General features: G+C 66.4%; 14 protein-coding genes and 1 pseudogene. 7 read left to right on the top strand and 8 right to left on the bottom strand.

All coding sequences use genetic code 11. From position 1 onward, the window contains the following. The first annotated feature begins 20 nt into the window (after positions 1 to 20). The 5 genes from mtrA (at position 21) to hpf (ending at position 6,105) form a co-directional block, all read left to right on the top strand. The gene (gene mtrA, locus ACV7NQ_RS09790) at positions 21 to 698 is read left to right on the top strand and encodes an MtrAB system response regulator MtrA (protein WP_069163595.1); all 678 of its coding nucleotides are present in this window, start codon (positions 21 to 23) and stop codon (positions 696 to 698) included. A gap of 38 nt (positions 699 to 736) precedes the next feature. Then, entirely contained in the window at positions 737 to 2,566 is a 1,830-nt protein-coding gene (gene mtrB, locus ACV7NQ_RS09785; protein WP_463359331.1) for an MtrAB system histidine kinase MtrB, read from the top strand. Then, entirely contained in the window at positions 2,563 to 4,380 is a 1,818-nt protein-coding gene (gene lpqB / locus ACV7NQ_RS09780; RefSeq protein ID WP_463359330.1) for an MtrAB system accessory lipoprotein LpqB, read from the top strand. Before mtrB ends, lpqB begins: the two co-directional genes overlap by 4 nt. 140 nt (positions 4,381 to 4,520) lie before the next feature. After that, complete coding sequence (locus ACV7NQ_RS09775; RefSeq protein WP_463359329.1) at positions 4,521 to 5,165, top strand: ComF family protein; 645 nt, start codon at positions 4,521 to 4,523, stop codon at positions 5,163 to 5,165. A gap of 232 nt (positions 5,166 to 5,397) precedes the next feature. Beyond that, on the top strand, positions 5,398 to 6,105 hold the full coding sequence (hpf, locus tag ACV7NQ_RS09770; protein WP_463365601.1) for a ribosome hibernation-promoting factor, HPF/YfiA family: 708 nt from the start codon (positions 5,398 to 5,400) through the stop codon (positions 6,103 to 6,105). 48 nt (positions 6,106 to 6,153) lie between these two features. On the opposite strand, the gene ACV7NQ_RS09765 is transcribed toward hpf, so the two are convergent. Next, on the bottom strand, positions 6,154 to 6,441 hold the full coding sequence (locus tag ACV7NQ_RS09765) for a hypothetical protein (RefSeq protein WP_463359328.1): 288 nt from the start codon (positions 6,439 to 6,441) through the stop codon (positions 6,154 to 6,156). Between the two features lie 103 nt (positions 6,442 to 6,544). Then, on the bottom strand, positions 6,545 to 6,733 hold the full coding sequence (locus ACV7NQ_RS09760) for a hypothetical protein (RefSeq protein WP_463366105.1): 189 nt from the start codon (positions 6,731 to 6,733) through the stop codon (positions 6,545 to 6,547). Between ACV7NQ_RS09760 and ACV7NQ_RS09755 the strand changes: the two are divergent. Continuing rightward, positions 6,662 to 6,891: pseudogene (locus ACV7NQ_RS09755) on the top strand (acetyl-CoA C-acyltransferase); the annotation flags it as partial. The gene ACV7NQ_RS09760 and the pseudogene ACV7NQ_RS09755 overlap by 72 nt on opposite strands. 58 nt (positions 6,892 to 6,949) lie before the next feature. Here the strand turns inward: ACV7NQ_RS09755 and bluB are convergent. From bluB to ACV7NQ_RS09725, 6 genes are all read right to left on the bottom strand, one after another. Next, complete coding sequence (bluB, locus tag ACV7NQ_RS09750) at positions 6,950 to 7,585, bottom strand: 5,6-dimethylbenzimidazole synthase (RefSeq protein ID WP_463359327.1); 636 nt, start codon at positions 7,583 to 7,585, stop codon at positions 6,950 to 6,952. Positions 7,586 to 7,639: 54 nt separating this feature from the next. Further along, positions 7,640 to 8,887: a fatty acid desaturase family protein gene (locus tag ACV7NQ_RS09745; RefSeq protein WP_463359326.1), complete on the bottom strand. Its 1,248-nt coding sequence runs from the start codon at positions 8,885 to 8,887 to the stop codon at positions 7,640 to 7,642. 100 nt (positions 8,888 to 8,987) lie between these two features. Further along, complete coding sequence (locus tag ACV7NQ_RS09740; RefSeq protein WP_463359325.1) at positions 8,988 to 10,403, bottom strand: fatty acid desaturase family protein; 1,416 nt, start codon at positions 10,401 to 10,403, stop codon at positions 8,988 to 8,990. Positions 10,404 to 10,481: 78 nt separating this feature from the next. Beyond that, positions 10,482 to 11,639 carry a ferredoxin reductase gene (locus ACV7NQ_RS09735; RefSeq protein WP_463359324.1) on the bottom strand — a complete coding sequence of 386 codons (1,158 nt, stop codon included), beginning with the start codon at positions 11,637 to 11,639 and terminating at the stop codon, positions 10,482 to 10,484. A gap of 109 nt (positions 11,640 to 11,748) precedes the next feature. Further along, positions 11,749 to 12,285, bottom strand: coding sequence for a DUF6912 family protein (locus tag ACV7NQ_RS09730; RefSeq protein WP_463365600.1), 537 nt, complete (start codon positions 12,283 to 12,285; stop codon positions 11,749 to 11,751). Between the two features lie 40 nt (positions 12,286 to 12,325). Further along, on the bottom strand, positions 12,326 to 13,747 hold the full coding sequence (locus tag ACV7NQ_RS09725; protein WP_463359323.1) for a WS/DGAT/MGAT family O-acyltransferase: 1,422 nt from the start codon (positions 13,745 to 13,747) through the stop codon (positions 12,326 to 12,328). A gap of 728 nt (positions 13,748 to 14,475) precedes the next feature. Here ACV7NQ_RS09725 and secA point away from each other — a divergent pair. After that, positions 14,476 to 17,307, top strand: coding sequence for a preprotein translocase subunit SecA (gene secA / locus ACV7NQ_RS09720; protein ID WP_463359322.1), 2,832 nt, complete (start codon positions 14,476 to 14,478; stop codon positions 17,305 to 17,307). Positions 17,308 to 17,544 lie beyond the last annotated feature (237 nt).

Below are 17,544 nucleotides of genomic sequence, written 5' to 3'. Positions count from 1 at the left end.
GAGATGACACCATAGTAATTATGAAGCCGAAGATTCTGGTCGTCGACGACGATATGGCGCTCGCTGAGATGCTCACGATCGTCTTGCGCGGGGAAGGGTTCGACCCGCATGTGGTCGGCGACGGCACGCAGGCGCTGGCGGCGGTTCGCGAGATCCGCCCCGATCTTGTGTTGCTCGACCTGATGCTGCCCGGTATGAACGGTATCGATGTGTGCCGCGTGCTGCGGGCCGATTCCGGGGTTCCGATCGTGATGCTCACGGCCAAGACCGACACGGTCGACGTCGTGCTCGGTCTGGAATCCGGCGCCGACGATTACATCGTCAAGCCGTTCAAGCCCAAGGAGCTCGTCGCCCGGGTGCGCGCCCGCCTGCGCCGCACCGAGGATGAACCCGCCGAGCTGCTGTCCATCGCGGACATCGTCATCGACGTGCCCGCGCACAAGGTGACCCGCGGCGGCGCGCAGATTTCGCTGACGCCGCTCGAGTTCGACCTGCTGGTCGCGCTGGCTCGCAAGCCACGCCAGGTGTTCACCCGTGAAGTGCTGCTCGAGCAGGTCTGGGGCTACCGGCATGCCGCCGATACCCGACTGGTCAATGTGCACGTGCAGCGACTGCGTGCGAAGGTCGAGAAAGATCCGGAGAACCCGGAGATCGTGCTTACCGTCCGCGGCGTCGGTTACAAGGCCGGACCCCCGTGATCGAAGGCGATGCTGATCGTTCGAGCGACCCGGGAGGGGTGGCCCAGCGTCTCGAACGATCGCTCGCGCCGGTGGTGGCCTGGTTCAAGGAGGTCGGCAGCGCGCTTGGTCATCTGTGGCGTCGCTCGCTGCAACTGCGCGTCATCGTCTCGACCTTAACCCTGTCGTTGATCGTCATCACGATCCTCGGTGTGGTGCTGACCAGTCAGATCACTGACCGCCTGTTGGACGCCAAGATCAACGCGGCGGTCGAGGAGATGGACCGTGCCCGCAACACGGTGGAAAGCCAGCTCGCCGGGGTGCACGATATCGGCACCCAGCAGCAGCGCCTCGCCGACGCCCGCAACGCGCTCTCCAATCGCGGCGGGACCGGCCAATCCACCGGTGCGGCAGGCAGTTTCGACTCGGCACTGAGCATTGTCGGCGGTACACCGCTGCAGCAGATCTCGACCGGCCCGATTCAGGAGGTCCCGGAGGAACTGCGTCGATTCGTCGAGCGCAACCAGGTCAGCTATCAGTTCGCCACGGTGTCGGACGCGGATGGATACCACGGCCGCTCGCTGATCATCGGCAGCCCGAGCGCCGAGATTCCCACGCTGCAGATCTACCTGATCTTCCCGCTGTCCAACGAGGAACGCAGCCTGTCGCTGATGCGCGGCACCATGATGATCGGCGGCATCGTGCTGCTGGTCCTGTTGGGCGCGATCACCGCGCTGGTCACCCGGCAGGTCGTGCTGCCGATCCGCTCGGCCGCCCGAATCGCGGGTCGCTTCGCCGACGGCAGGCTCAAGGAACGCATGCTGGTGCGCGGCGAAGACGATATGGCGCGGCTGGCCCAGGCCTTCAACGAGATGGCCGAGAGTCTGTCCAACCAGATCACCCAGCTCGAGGAGTTCGGCAATCTGCAGCGTCGGTTCACCTCCGATGTCAGCCACGAGCTGCGGACCCCCTTGACCACGGTGCGTATGGCGGCCGATCTGATCCACGGCAGCAGCGACGACCTCGATCCCGCGCTGGCCCGTAGCGCCGAACTGCTGGTCACCGAGCTCGACCGGTTCGAGGGTTTGTTGAACGATCTGCTCGAGATCAGCCGCCACGATGCCGGTGTCGCGGAACTACAGGTCGAATCCCTGGACGTGCGGATGTGCGCCCGGGCGGCCATCTCCACGGTCCGGCACCTGGCCAAGGAAGCCGGGGTGGAGGTCGTCATCGATCTGCCGGAGGAGCCGCTGGTGGCCGAGGTCGATCCGCGCCGGGTGGAGCGGGTGCTGCGCAACCTGCTCGCCAATGCGATCGACCACAGCGAGGGCAAGCCGGTGCTGATCCGGATGCGCGGGGATCTCGATGTCAACGCGGTGGCGGTGATCGTCCGCGATCAGGGCGTCGGCCTGCGGCCCGGCGAGGAGAAATTGGTCTTCAACCGGTTCTGGCGCTCGGACCCGTCGCGGATGCGCCGTTCGGGCGGTACCGGACTGGGTCTGTCGATCAGCGTCGAGGACGCGAACCTGCACGAGGGAAAGCTCGAGGCGTGGGGTGAGGTCGGGATCGGCGCCAGCTTCCGGCTGACGCTGCCGTTGGTGCGAGGCAAGAAGCTCGGTGCAAGCCCGCTGCCGCTGGAACCCGCGCTGCGTAAGCATCCGCAGATGCGGTTGGTCGATCCGGTGGCGGCCGATGGCGCCGAGTCGGCGCCGCCCGTCGCGTCGGTCGAACGGGCCGAGTCCGCCGAACGAACAGATTCGGTCGAACACGCCGAGGGCACGAATGGTGCTGGATCGCACGGGGTAGACGATTCCGCCGATGCCGGAGGCACCGAACCGGGGCAGCCGGGGGACACCCTGTTCGGCAAGAGCGGAGACGTACAGTCATGAGGATGCGGGCGAGGTATCCGAGGTTGCGCCGGCTGGCTGCGCTCGGCGTGACTGCCGTGGTGACGTCGCTGGTGCTCACCGGGTGCGCGAGTCTGCCGGAATCCTCCGCGCCACAGGCACTCGGCACCATCAATCGCGAACCCACCACCGAGGGACCGCCGCCGCCGATCGCGGGCCGCGATCCGGACCTGCTGTTGCGTGATTTCCTGCAGGCCACTGCGGACCCGACCAACCGGCACCTGGCGGCCCGGCAGTACATGACGACTGCGGCGGCGGCGAAGTGGGACGACGCGGTGAGCACGCTGATCGTGGAGAAGGCGGACACGCTGCGCGAATCCCGGTCGGGTGACAAGGCCACCTACGTCATCCGGGCGGCCAAGGTCGGCGAACTCGAACCCGACGGCTCGTACCGGGCCATCGAGGGCCCTCCCCTCGAGAACAAGATCGAGATGACCAAGGTCGACGGGGAGTGGCGGATCGATCAACTGCCAGACGGGGTGGTGATGGAGAAAACTGCCTTCGCCAAGTCCTATCGGCGCTACGTACTGAACTTCATCGACCCGTCGAGCAGCACCATGGTTCCCGATGTGCGCTGGATCTCGGTGGCCAAGAATCAGCTCGCCCAGCGGCTGCTGAGCCTGCTCAACGAGGGCAGCCAGCCCGCGTTGGCCGGCGTAGTGCGCAACGAGCTCGCGCCGCCGGTTGCGCTGCACGGCCCGATCACCAAGGCGGGCAACGATCCAGGTGAAGTCGGTGTCGGGCTCGGCGGGGTGCGCATCGACTTCGCCGGCGCCGCCAACCTGTCGCCACGGGATCGCGAACTACTGGCCGGGCAGGTGGTCCTCACCCTGGCGGGCGCCGACGTCCTCGGCCCGTACATACTGCTGGCCGACGGCAAACCGCTGGACGATCGGTTCGCCGCTAACGGCTGGTCGGTGGCCGACGTCGAGCAGCTCAGCTTGTCGGTACACACGCAGAATCGGATCGGGCTGCACGCCCTGCGCAACGGATCCCTGGTGCAGGTCACCGGGGACGGCATGGTCACCCCGCCGGGTTACTTCGGCGCCGTGAACAACCTGCAGTCGGTTGGTCTTTCGCCGGACGGGCAACTCGTCGCCGCCGTCGCCGATGCCGGGCGGCCGCCGCCGGAGCCGCCGCGCACGTTGATGATCGGCAGCTATGGGGGCAGTGCGTTCCCGGTCGCCGAGGGAACCACCATCAGCAGGCCCTCCTGGAATTCCGACGGCAGTGCGGCGTGGGCGGTCATCGACGGGGAACGGGTGATCCGCGCGGTCAACGACCGTGCCACCGGAACCGTCTCGGTGCAGGACGTTGACATCTCGGCGCTGACCGCGGCGATTCCCGGTCCGGCACTCCGACTGCCGATCACCGAACTGCGGATTGCCCGAACCGGGGTGCGGGCCGCGCTGATCGCAGGCGGCAAGGTCTATATCGCGGTCGTCGTTCCGCAGCCCAACGGCCGCTACGCGCTGGCCTCTCCGTTTCCGGTGGGCGTCGGCCTGAGTACGGCAGCCGTATCGGTGGATTGGCTCGGCGGTGACACTCTGCTCATCGCGCGCGAAGGCAATGTCGACCCGGTGAGCACGGTGTCGTTGGATGGTTCCCTGCTGATCCCGCAGACAAGCCAGAACCTGACGCCGCCGGTGCGGCTGGTCAGCGCCTCACCAGATCACCAATACGTCGCCGATTCGCGCGCGGTGCTGGAACTGACCAGTAATTCGAGCGGTGGCGAGCCCTACTGGCGCGAGGTGCTTGGCCTCGGCGCGAATGCCGTCCCGATCCTGCCTGGCTGAGCGCGCCGAGTAATGGCGTAACTGGTCTTGCTGGAGCGGAATTGGTGGACGGTCCCGATTGTCGCGCCGCGGAGGCGCCGGGAGTTCGCCGCCTGAGCAGGCCGATCGAACCTGTCGGTGGGCGCGTGCACACTTGGGCGATGCGGACACTGCTGGATCTGGTGCTGCCCGTGGCGTGTGCCGGGTGCGGTGCGGCCGGGGTCGGCTGGTGTGCCGACTGCACGACGTCGCTCGCCCGCGGGCCGGTACGGGTATGGCCGCGCACCGATCCCGGGGTGCCGTGCTGGGCGCTCGGTAGATACGCGGGGCCGGGGCGGCGCGCGGTACTCGCGGCGAAGGAACGCGGGCGGCGCGATGTGGCGGAGCCGCTCGGACTGGCGTTGGCGGGTGGGCTGGCGCGGTTGCGGGATGGGAATCGACCGCTGGTGTTGGTTCCGGCGCCGAGTCGAGCGGCGGCGGCACGACGGCGGGGCGGGGATCCGGTGGTGCGTGTGGCGCGGGTAGCGGCGAGGTGGCTGCCCAATTGCCGAGTGGTACCGCTGGTACGGGTGTGGTGGGGAGTGCGAGATTCGGTGGGCTTGACACCGAGTGAGCGACAACTCAATCTGCACGGTCGGATCAGTGCCGTACCCGAAGATCGCACCGGTGTCGAAATTCCACCGAATGCCGAGGTAGTGCTGGTCGACGACGTGCTGACGACCGGCGCGACAGCCCGCGAATCGGTCCGTGCGCTAGCCGAGATCGGAGTGCCCGTACGTGCCGTGTTGGTGACATGTGCGGCTTGACTCCGGAAAATTTGCATGAACACTGGCGGACCGTCCGTTGGCGTACTAGCGTCGCGAACACACACCGAACCGGGAGTTTGGAGGTGGCGCCTCGGACAACACGTGCCGAGAGATTCCTCGATCGGCACGGCTCAATCCCGCCGCACGCACAATCGGTCTGTGCGGCCATATCCGGGAGGTACGCGTGACGACTTCTTCACGACCTGCAGTGAAAGATGCCGATTCTCAGGTGCTGGATTCCGGCACCCTTGATACGACAGAGCAACCCTCAGCCGACCGACCTAGGACCCCTAGTGCGGACGTCGTTGTCAAAGGTCGAAACGTCGAGGTGCCTGATCACTTCCGAATCTATGTCGCGGAGAAACTCTCCCGGCTCGAACGCTTCGATCCGTCGATCTTCCTTTTCGACGTCGAGCTGTTCCACGAACGCAATCGTCGCCAGCGCAAGAGCTGCCAGCGGGTCGAAATCACCGCTCGCGGTAAGGGCCCGATCGTCCGGGCCGAGGCATGCGCGGACAGTTTCTACGCCGCGCTGGAGTCGGTGACCGCGAAGCTGGAGAGCCGGCTGCGCCGCACCAAGGATCGGCGCCGGGTGCACTACGGGGACAAGACCCCCGTGTCGGTTGCCCAGGCCACCGCGGACCTGGTCGATGACTCGCTGTTCATTCCGACCGACGGATCTACTGCGGCACACGATCATCCCGAAGGTGATGCCCGCCGTGCCCCCGAGTCTTCGGACGCCGCGGACTACGCGGCCGGTCCCGGCCACATCGTCCGGACCAAGGTGCACACCGCCATCGCGATGTCCGTCGACGACGCCCTCTACCAGATGGAGCTCGTCGGCCACGACTTCTTCCTCTTCCAAGACCGAGAGACCGACCGACCGTCGGTTGTCTACCGTCGACACGCCTTCGACTACGGCCTCATCCGGCTCGCGTAGAAAAAGCGCTCCCGGCCGGTGCTCGACAGCGTCGGCCGGGTTCTTCTGTCAACTGCGTAGATCGCGGAAAAACGTCTTGTGCAGCAACGATTCTCGGCGCTGGGGGCGCATCGCCTGCAACATCACCAGGATGGCGAAGGTTTCGGCATCGCGTTCGCGAGTGGATTCGTAGTCGCTGCGGCCGAGGACGTGCGCGATGGATTCCGGGGAGATCGAAGGGAGCAGATCCGCGATCGCGGCGAAGGTCTGCGTGGGGGTGTGCTCGGCGCCGGATGATTGTGGCCCGTGGCCGAGGGAGCATGTGCCCGAGTTCGTGCACGATGATGTGCTCGGCATGCCATTCGGTGGTGTCCCCGCCGTACACGATCACATCGCAGTCGTGCTTGGCCATCCACAGCCCGAGCACTGAGCGATCAAGCTCGCGCCGTTCACCGATCTGCTACCGAGTCGGCCGAAGATCGCCGAGCGCACCACCGGTGAGGTGATGGGTGAGTCGGCCGAGAAGATGGCCCGTATCCACGGGACCAGCCGGGCCGACCAGGACGATTTCGCCGACGAATGGGCCAAGACCCGCCTCGACCGTGACACCGGCGTCGGCGAGGTCGATATCGACACGCTCAACGTGCACGGTGGGTCGGTCTCCCTCGGCCACCCCTTCGGCGCCACCGGCGCCCGCATGGTCACCACCATGGCCAACGAACTCGCCCGCACCGGCAAGAACGGGGCATTGCTCGGCATCTGCGCCGCGGGCGGCATGGGGCCTCCGCGGTCCTCGAGCGCGTCTGATCTCAGCGGCATGCCAGCGGAACCTGTTGAGCCGCAGTGCCTTCGCGGGTGCAGGACATCAGGCTCGGTAGGTTTCTCTGTGTACGGCCTCGCTCAGTGGGCGGCCGCTGCGCCAGCCGAAGCGTTCCAGGTCGGGAACCTGCTGGAATTCGTGGACCGGGCCGATGCAGAGCCAGGCGACCGGGCGGATGCCGTCGGGTAGGCCGACGAGGTCGGTCAGGAAGTCCGCGTCGTAGAACGAGACCCAGCCGACCCCGATGTGTTCGGCGGTGGCGGCCAGCCAGAGGTTCTGGATCGCCAAAACGGCGGAGTAGATACCGGTTTCGGGGACGGTGGCGCGGCCGAGTACCTGCGGGCCGCCGCGGTCGTGGTCGTAGGTGACCACGATGCCGGTGCCGCTCTCGGTGATGCCTTCGATCTTGATCGGCTCGAACGTGGCGGCCCGCTCCGGCGGCAACCCGTCGCGGAACTCGACGCGCTTGTCCGCGACATGATCGGCGAACTTCCGCAGCGTCGCGGGCTCGCGGACCACTACGAAGTCCCACGGCTGCGAGTTCCCGACGCTCGGTGCGCGATGCGCGGCGTCGAGAATGCGCCACAGCGTGGCATCGTCGACGACGTCCCCGGTGAATTCCGCGCGCACGTCGCGGCGGAGTCGGATGGCGTCGTAAACGTTGAGATGAGCAGCAGACACGGGCCCAGTCAACCAGGCCCATTCCGGCGGGAATCACCCCGCCGGTCCGGTGGGTCAGCCGATGGACAGGGCGCGCCGCGCGAACCGGCGCCGACCTTCGGTCAGTGCGGTGCGCAGGCCGCGACGCTTGCCGGTGACCGGGTCGATCGTCGGGTAGATGTCGCCGCCGAACTTGCGCTCCGACGCGGTCTCGGGGGCGTCGTCGGCGGTGGCGCGCAGGTACTTGTTGGGGAGCGCCAGCTTGAGGATGGTGCGCCAGGCCTTGAAGTACTGCACCGGCAGCGAACCGGTGGTGTAGGGCAGGTCGTACTTCTCGGCCAGCTCCCGCACCCGCACCGCGATCTCGGAGTACCGGTTGCTCGGCAGATCCGGGAACAAGTGGTGTTCGATCTGGTGGCTCAGGTTACCGGTCATGAAATGCAGGACCGGGCCGCCGGAAATGTTGGCGCTGCCCAGCATCTGGCGCAGGTACCACTGGCCCTTGGATTCGCCCTCGATATCGGCCTTGGTGAACTTCTCCGCACCGTCGGGGAAGTGCCCGCAGAAGATCACCGCGTTGGTCCAGACATTGCGGACCATGTTCGCGGCAATGTTCGCGGTCAGCGTCGAGACGAACGCGGGCCCGGTCAGCAGCGGGAACAGCAAGTAGTCCTTGCCGACCTGCTTGCCGATCTTGAGCAGCACCTCGCGGCGCTTCACCTCGAACTCGGCCCGCTCGGGCGTGCCCTCCTTGTACCGTCCGACCTTGCCCAGCTCCAGATGCTGGACCGCGACGCCGTACTCGAAGAACAGCTGCAGCAGCAGGTTGTAGGCGGGGTTGCCGATATTGAACGGCTTCCAACGCTGGTCACGGGTGACGCGCAGCAGGCCGTAGCCGATGTCGTCGTCCATGCCGAGCACGTTGGTGTACTTGTGGTGCAGGTAGTTGTGCGTCTGCTTCCAGTGCTTGGACGGGCCGGTGTTATCCCATTCCCAGGAGCTGGAGTGGACCTCGGGATCGTTCATCCAGTCCCACTGCCCGTGCATGACGTTGTGCCCGATCTCCATGTTTTCGATGATCTTGGCGGTGCCGAGCAGGGCGACGCCAGCCAGCCAGGCCGGCGGCAGGAAACTGGCGAAAAGCACGGCGCGGCCGCTGATTTCGAGGGCACGCTGCAGTCGGATGACGTTGCGGATGTATTGTGCGTCGCGGTGGCCGCGCGAGGATTCGACATCGCGGCGGATCGCGTCGAACTCCGCGCCGAGCGCTTCCACGTCGGCTTCGGTGAGATGTGCGTATTCCTTGACATCCGAGATAGCCATGTTGGTTACAGTACCGTAAGTTACTAGACCGTAGGTTGTGGGGGGCCGACTCGGGAATGTGGCAAATCCCCCATTGTGATCGTGACTGGGGGATGCTATGTCAACGGTTGCGCCGAATCCGGCGTAAGGCCCGCTCCCGCATGGCTTTACGGCGCAAAGTGGCCTGTTCCTGACGGGCCTTGTCCTGCAGCGCCTGCTTGGCCTCGCGCAGCACTTCCTTCTCGTGCTTGGCCTTCTCCTTCAGGACCACCTTGGCCTCGTTCAGCGCCGAACGCAGACCGCGCCGCCGCCCGGTCTCCGGGTCCACCGGCAGCCAATGCGTCTCGTTCCACTTGTCGACCCACCGCTCGGTGTCGGGCATGGTCGGCATCGAGGGCAGCGAGATCCCCGCGAACTTGCGCTCCGAGGAGGTCTCCGGCGCATCGTCGGCGGTGCGGCGCAGGAACCGGTCCGGCAGCGCCAGCTTGTGGATGGTCCGGAAGGCGAGCAGGTACTGCTTGCCGAGCGAGCCGGTGGTGTAGGGCAGGTCGTACTTGTCGCACAACTCGCGCACCCGCACCGCGACCTCGGAGTACCGATTGCTCGGCAGGTCCGGGAACAGGTGGTGTTCGATCTGGTAGCAGAGGTTGCCGCTCATGAACGCCATCGCCGGTCCGGCCTTGAAGTTGGCGCTGCCGAGCATCTGGCGCAGATACCACTCGCCGCTGGTCTCGCCCTCCAGCTGCTCGATGGTGAATTTCTCGGCGCCGTCGGGGAAGTGACCGCAGAAGATCACCGCGTAGGCCCACAGGTTGCGCACGAAGTTGGCCGTCGCGTTCGCCTTCAGCGTGCTCTTCCAGGCGGGGCCGGTCAGGGCCGGATAGAACACGAAATCCTTGGCCACCTGGCGGGTGACCTTACGGGCGAACTCCTTGTTCGGTTCGGACATCAGCTGCTTGGGCGGTGTGCCCGACAGCTGCTTCTCGATGTCCCAGTCGTGCAGGGCAATTCCCCACTCGAACGTCGCGGCGAGCACCAGATTCGCAACAGGCTGGGCGAGGTGGACAGGCCGCCACTCCTCGTCGCGGGTCATCCGCAGGATGCCGAAGCCGAGGTCCTCGTCCTTGCCGAGAACGTTGGTATAGGTGTGGTGGGAGTAGTTGTGCGCCCGCCGCCACTGCGCGGACGGCCCGGTCATATCCCACTCCCACGTTGAGGAGTGGATTTCCGGATCGTTCATCCAGTCCCACTGCCCGTGGCTGATGTTGTGCCCGAGCTCCATGTTCTCGATGATCTTGGCGACCGACAGCAGCGCCGTGCCGCCGAGCCAGGCCCAGCGCTTGCGGCTGCCGAACAACAGCGCGCGCCCGGCCACTTCGAGTGCCCGCTGCGCGGCGATGGTGCGTCGGATGTACCTCGCGTCAGGTTCGCCGCGCGACAGTTCCACCGAGCGGCGGATCGAGTCGAGCTCCTGCCCCAGTGTTTCGATGTCCGCTGCCGTGAGATGGGCGAACGCCTTGATATCGGTGATGGCCACCGGGGTCCTTTCGCTGCTGGAATTACCTCGAGGGTACCTGGCGGTGGCTACAGCTCAGGTGGCTCGCGGTGCCGGTTCTCACACGTCGAGTGTGCAGTCGCCCGCCGCGGCCGAGATGCAGGTCTGCACCTTGTCGCCCTCGCGGCGCTCGTCACCGTTGCGCAGGTCGAGGGTGTGTCCGGAAGTTATTGTCACCACGCAGGTTTGGCAGATACCCATTCGGCAGCCGAAAGGCATCTGCACGCCGGCCGATTCGCCCGCCTCCAGCAGGCTGGTCGCGCCGTCCACCTCCACGCTGCGCCCGGTCTTCCCGAAGGTGGCGACACCGCCCTCGCCGACGGCCGATCGCTCGATCTCGAATCGCTCGACATGCAAGCGGTCGGCGATGTCCGCGTCACGCCAGTGGTGCTCGATCTCGTCGAGCATCGGGGCCGGGCCGCATGCCCAGGTCTGACGTTCGCGCCAGTCGGGGAACTGCTCGTCCAGTTTGGTGAGCGAGAACTTGCCCTGCTCGCCGGTGAGCTGCAGATGCGAGGAGAAGCTCGGGCGCCGATCGTGCAGGTCCCGCAGTTCGGCGCCGAACATGACATCGTCGGCGGTGCGCGCGGAATGCACGTGTACGACATCGGTCACCCGGTCGCGCCGATCCATGGCCCGCAGCATCGACATGACCGGCGTGATGCCGCTACCCGCGGTGAGGAACAGCACCTTCTCCGGCGGCGGGTAGGGCAGCACGAAGCCGCCCTGCGGCGCGGCAAGTCGCACGATGGTGCCCGCGGCCACGCCGCTGACAAGGTGGCTGGACAGGAAGCCCTCGGGCATGGCCTTGACCGCGATGGAGATCAGTCGCTTGCCGCCGTGTTCCGGATCGGTCCAATTCGGTGGGCAGGTCAGCGAATACGACCGCCAATGCCAGCGGCCTTCGACCAGAATGCCGATGCCGATGTACTGACCGGGCTCGTACTTCCAATCGAAACCCCAGCCTGGCTTGATGACCAGGGTGGCCGAATCGGAGGTTTCCTTGCGCACCTCGACGATTCGCCCGCGCAACTCACGTGCGGACCAGAGCGGATTCGCCAGATGCAGATAATCGTCGGGCAGCAGCGGAGTTGTGACGCGGGCTACGGCGCCACGCAGCACGTTCAGGCGTCCGCCGCGCTCGGCGACTTCGGCCGCCGGCGCCTCCAGCCACTCCCGGATAGTCCGCACCGAGAACGCCTCTTTTTTCAAGACCATCGCTGCCGTTTGTCTCCCTGTCGTGGCGGCCGCTGTCACGGCTGCCTCGAAAGCTAGGTTACGGCATCGTAGGTTACGAATGCGGGGAGGCCGAGTGAACTCGAACGTCTTACAGCAGTTCGAGCAGGAAGGGGAGTTCCTGGGCGGCGTACCAGGCGAGTTGATGATCTTCTGCGTCGCCGAGTACGAACTCGGCGTCGGTGTCACCGAGGTCGGCGGCGTCGACCACATCGACCGCCTTGGCGACCTCGGGCTCAGCCTCGGCCAGATCGACGTGCGCGGAAGCGATCTCGTCGTAGCTGATCGGCCCCGTCAGCCGCACCACCGCGTCGTCGAGGTCGGGGCGTAGTTTCGCGCCGGTCACGTCGGCGGAGATCACCGCGCGCCGGTACACGGGGCTGTGGCTGGGCGCGGCCGGTTCGGCGTCGGCATCGCTGTCCGAGGGATCAGTGTCCGCTGCCTCGGCGATCTCCTCGCGTTCGGCGGCGAGCAGTCGCAACGAGGCACGGGCGGCCTCGCCCATCGCGACCTCGGCAAGTTCGTCGTCGTCGCCGGAGGCATAGGCCTCGCGCAGCGTCGGGGTGACCGCGAACGCGGTGCCGCCGACCGGACGAATTTCCCGGTTCGCCACGAGTTCGCGCAGCATCGGCACCGTCGCGGGGATGTAGACCCGCAGCTTGTTCTGGTCAGATACAGGCACCGAGCATCTCCTCCATGGACTCGTGCACCGACGCGGCCAGCACGCCGATGTCGGCCATCGCGTCGCGGTCGGCGTTGAGTCCGTAGAAGACGCGCCCGTCGTAGGACGTGATCCCGATACTCGAGGCCTGATTGCGCAGCAGCGGCGACACCGGATACATCTCCAGCATCCGCGCGCCGCCGATGAACATCGGGGTCTGCGGACCCGGTGCGTTGGTGATCACCAGATTGAACGTGTGCTCTGCGAACGTACTCGCCGCCCGCACGCTCATCGCATGCAGGCTGGCCGGAGCAAATCCGGCCAGGTGCACCAGGGTGCGGGCCCGGACTCCGCGTCGATGTTTGCTGTTGGCCTCGGTGGCGTGCGAGATGTGCGAGAGCCGCATCACCGGATTCGGTTCCCCGACCGGCAGATCGATGAGGAACGACGACACCTCGCTTGCTGGTTCGAGTCGCCCGCCGTCCACGCCCTCGACGTAGACCGACATCGGCACCACCGCACGCAGCGTGGTCGACTCGGTCAGCGCCTCGCCGCGCGAGAGCAGCCAGTTGCGCAGCGCGCCGGTGACCACCGCGAGGATCACATCGTTGATCGAGCAGTCGAACTTCTTGCGGATCTTGCGGTAGTCCTCCAGATCGGTGCGCACCACGTCGAAGCGGCGGTTGCGCGAGGTCCTGGCGTTGAGTGGGCTGTCGGGTGCGCCGTTGGCGGCCGCGCGCACCGCCGACACCACCGAGTCGACGGCCTTGCCCGCGGCGCCGATCACCGCCAACGCGCCCGAGCTCGCATCGCGGAACACCTCCAGCGCCTCGCGCGGCTGTGCCGCGAGGTGGGTGAGCGCGCCGGCCAGCAACTCTTTGTCGTTGGGTTCGCGCGGCGCGACCCAGGCGTCGTCGGCGACTCCACGCGGGGAGGGGCTGGCATCCAGGATCACGTGCCCGATCTCGAGCGCGGTGTCGCCGTCGACGAGCGCGGAATGCGTCTTGGTGAAGATCGCGCTGCGGCCGTTGGAGAGGCCCTCGATCAGGTACATCTCCCACAGCGGCCGGGTCTGGTCCAGCGGACGCGAGGCCAGCCGGGCCACCAGTTCGTGCAGTTGCTCGTCGGTGCCCGGGCCGGGCAGCGCCGAACGCCGGACGTGATAGGTGATGTCGAACGCGCTGTCTTCCACCCACACCGGCCGCCCGAGCCCGAACGGGATCTCGCGGATCTTGCGGCGGTAGCGCGGCACCAGCGAGAGCCTGCTCTCGACCAGATCGACCAGCGGGTCATAGTCCAGCGCCGGCGCCCCGGACCGGTGCGCGGGGTCGACAGTTCGGACGATCGCCAGCGAGCCGATGTGGATCGGGTTGCTACTCGACTCCAGCCGATAGAACGACGCGTCCTGCGGCGTCAATCTCGTGATCACGCTGCCCGGTGCTCCTTCGGTTCGGTATCCCACCGCTGCTCCTATTCGGAGCCTTGTCCAACGCCTATTGTTGTCGCACCCAACTTGTTGTCGCACCCAACGGATCGCCTCGTCCCTTGTGGCATGTTCAGAGAAACCTATACACACCTTTACCCCCGCCCGGTTTCATGGCAGGCTGCGCCGCTCCGAGCTCTGGGGACTCGATTCGATCACAGGGGGAAGAGTTGTGCACGGTCGACGGTCGCCACTCTCGCTTGCTCCACATGAGCCGCGCTGCCCTGCCGTCATCGCATACCGTCACGTAGCGGGTAGACCGGGACCGGGGTCGATTGGCACGCCGGGGCGATAGACGACTTACATCGTACGATACCGAGGTTGAAACGGGTTCCGTACCAATTCGATTCGCTGAAAGTTCGCCGCAGTCGAGCTCCGAGGTCTCCGCTGTCGCGCACCCTGGCAACCAGCTGTGAGATCCGACCGCGCCTCGAGTATGGGCTGCGCTGCGGGTACGGTGACAAGTAACGGGCGGGACCACATGGCGGGGTGAGGCAGCACAACGCTGCTCGCCGACGCTTACCATGGGTGCCGCATTACCATGAAGCGTGCTGCGGATCCTGTCATACCCGACGGGCCCGTGCGCACCGGCCCGACTGGGCTCCGCACACGGGCCTGACGCGGGCGGAGGCCGACAACACCATGACACACCGACCAGAGGACTGACGAGACCCGTGCCTGCGCTGACACTGACGAGGTTGCTACGGATTGGTGAGGGTCGCACGGTCAAGCGCCTGGCCCATCTCGCGGACGAGGTCCTCGCGCTCGCTCCGGAGATCGAGCTGCTCACCGACGCCGAGCTGCAGGCCAAGACCGAGGAGTTCAGGGAGCGCTACGCCGACGGCGAGTCGCTGGACGACCTGCTGCTCGAGGCGTTCGCGGTGGCGCGCGAGGCGTCTTGGCGCGTGCTGAACCAGAAGCACTACAAGGTGCAGATCATGGGTGGTGCGGCGCTTCATCTCGGCAACATCGCCGAGATGAAGACCGGTGAGGGCAAGACGCTCACCTCGGTGCTGCCCGCGTACCTGAACGCGCTCAGCGGCGAAGGCGTGCACATCGTCACCACCAACGATTACCTCGCCAAGCGCGACTCCGAGTGGATGGGCCGCGTGCACCGCTTCCTCGGCCTCGAGGTCGGCGTGATCCTGTCCGGCATGACCCCGGTGCAGCGGCGCACGTCCTACAACGCCGATATCACCTACGGCACGAACAACGAGTTCGGCTTCGACTACCTGCGCGACAACATGACGCACTCGCTCGACGACCTGGTGCAGCGCGGGCACAACTTCGCCGTCGTCGACGAGGTCGACTCCATCCTGATCGACGAGGCCCGTACCCCGCTGATCATCTCGGGCCCCGCGGACGCCTCCAGCAAGTGGTACGCGGAGTTCGCGCGCATCGCGCCGCTGTTGAAGAAGGACCTGCATTACGAGGTCGACATCAAGAAGCGCACCATCGGCGTGCACGAGGCCGGCGTCGAGTTCGTCGAGGATCAGCTCGGCATCGATAACCTCTACGAGGCCGCCAACTCGCCGCTGGTCAGCTACCTGAACAACGCCATCAAGGCCAAGGAGCTGTACTCGCGCGACAAGGACTACATCGTCCGCGACGGCGAAGTGATCATCGTCGACGAGTTCACCGGACGCATCCTGGTCGGCCGCCGCTACAACGAGGGCATGCACCAGGCGATCGAGGCCAAGGAAGAGGTCGAGATCCAGCCGGAGAACCAGACCCTGGCCACAATCACGCTGCAGAATTACTTCCGCCTCTACGACAGGCTGTCGGGCATGACCGGTACCGCCGAGACCGAGGCGGCCGAGCTGCACTCGATCTACAACCTCGGTGTCGTCCCGATCCCGACGAACAAGCCGATGATCCGTGATGACCAGTCGGACCTGATCTACAAGACCGAAGAGGCCAAGTTCGCCGCGGTGGTCGACGACGTCACCGAGCGGCACGAAAATGGCCAGCCGGTGCTGATCGGTACCACCAGCGTCGAGCGCTCGGAGTACCTGTCCAAGCAGTTCACCAAGCGCGGCATCCCGCACAACGTGTTGAACGCGAAGTTCCACGAGAAGGAAGCCGAGATCATCGCCGAGGCCGGTCGGCCGGGCGCGGTGACCGTGGCGACCAATATGGCCGGTCGTGGTACCGACGTCGTGCTCGGTGGCAACCCGGACATCATCACCGATATCATCCTGCGCAGGGAGGGCCTGGATCCGGTTGAGACGCCGGACGAATACCAGTCCGCGTGGTTGCCGACGCTGGAGCGGGTCAAGGCGACGACCTCCGAGGACGCCGACGCAGTGCGCGATGCCGGCGGGCTGTACGTGCTCGGCACCGAGCGGCACGAGTCGCGTCGTATCGATAACCAGCTGCGTGGTCGTTCCGGCCGTCAGGGCGACCCGGGCGAATCCCGGTTCTACCTGTCGCTGGGTGACGAGCTGATGCGCCGCTTCAACGGCGCCGCGCTGGAAGCCATCATGACCAGGCTGAACCTGCCCGACGATGTGCCGATCGAGGCGAAGATGGTCTCCAAGGCCATCAAGAGCGCGCAGACGCAGGTCGAGCAGCAGAACTTCGAGATCCGCAAGAACGTGCTCAAGTACGACGAGGTGATGAACCAGCAGCGCACCATCATCTACGGCGAGCGCAATCGGATCCTGCGTGGCGAGGACATGGAGGGCCAGGTCCAGAACATGATCACGGACGTGGTCACCGCGTATGTCGACGGCGCCACCGCCGAGGGCTACGTGGAGGACTGGGATCTGGACAAGCTGTGGACCGCGCTGAAGACGCTGTACCCGGTGGGTCTGGACATCAAGGAACTGACCGGGGAGACCTCGGTCGGCGATGCCGGCGACCTGACCAAGGATGAGCTCTCCGAGGCGCTGCTCGACGATGCGTACGACGCGTACGAGAAGCGCGAGGAAGAGATCGACGGCCTGGCCGGCGAGGGCAGCATGCGCAATCTCGAACGCCAGGTGCTGCTTTCGGTGCTGGACCGCAAGTGGCGCGAGCACCTCTATGAGATGGATTACCTCAAGGAGGGCATCGGCCTGCGCGCGATGGCGCAGCGCGACCCGCTGGTCGAATACCAGCGCGAGGGCTTCGACATGTTCTCCGCGATGCTGGAGGGCCTGAAGGAGGAGTCGGTCGGCTTCCTGTTCAACCTGCAGGTCGAGGTGCAGCAGCCGCAGCCCGAGGGTGTCGCGGTCGACGCGGGCCTGCGTTCGCCGGTCGGCGCCATGGCCGCCCCCCGTCCGCTGCCCACGCAGGAGGCCCCCGCCCTCGCCAACGGCGCTCCGGCAGCGTTGCGCGCCAAGGGAGTCGATGGTTCGGGCTCCCGCGCCTTCAGCTACTCGGGCCCCGATGAGGGCGGCCACGCCGAGGTCCACAACGATGCCGAGGAATACGGCGACGGCACCACCCGCCGCGAACGCCGCGAGGCGGCCCGCGGCCAGGCCAAGCCGAAGCGCGCCCCGAAGACCCGCCGCAGGCACTGAGGTCGGTGGCTCGGCAGCCAATCGAATAGTCAAGGCGCCCATGGGCATAAGTCCATGGGCGCCTTATCGCGGCGGTGCAGGGCATGCCGCTGCTCGAACTTTCCCTTGCCGACTTCGCGGCAGACCCGCCGCCGCGAAACTCTCGCGGTCGGCCGGCCAGCACGTTCGGCGCGATGCCGAGCCGCCGCGGGAACTCGGTGAATTTGGTCTGTCCTCGGAAGATGGCGTCCCGGATGA

The sequence above is a fragment of the Nocardia sp. Tas62D01 genome (assembly GCF_055232035.1).
Note: the sequence above shows the minus strand (reverse complement) of the source record. Positions and strands in the feature narration are given on the sequence as shown.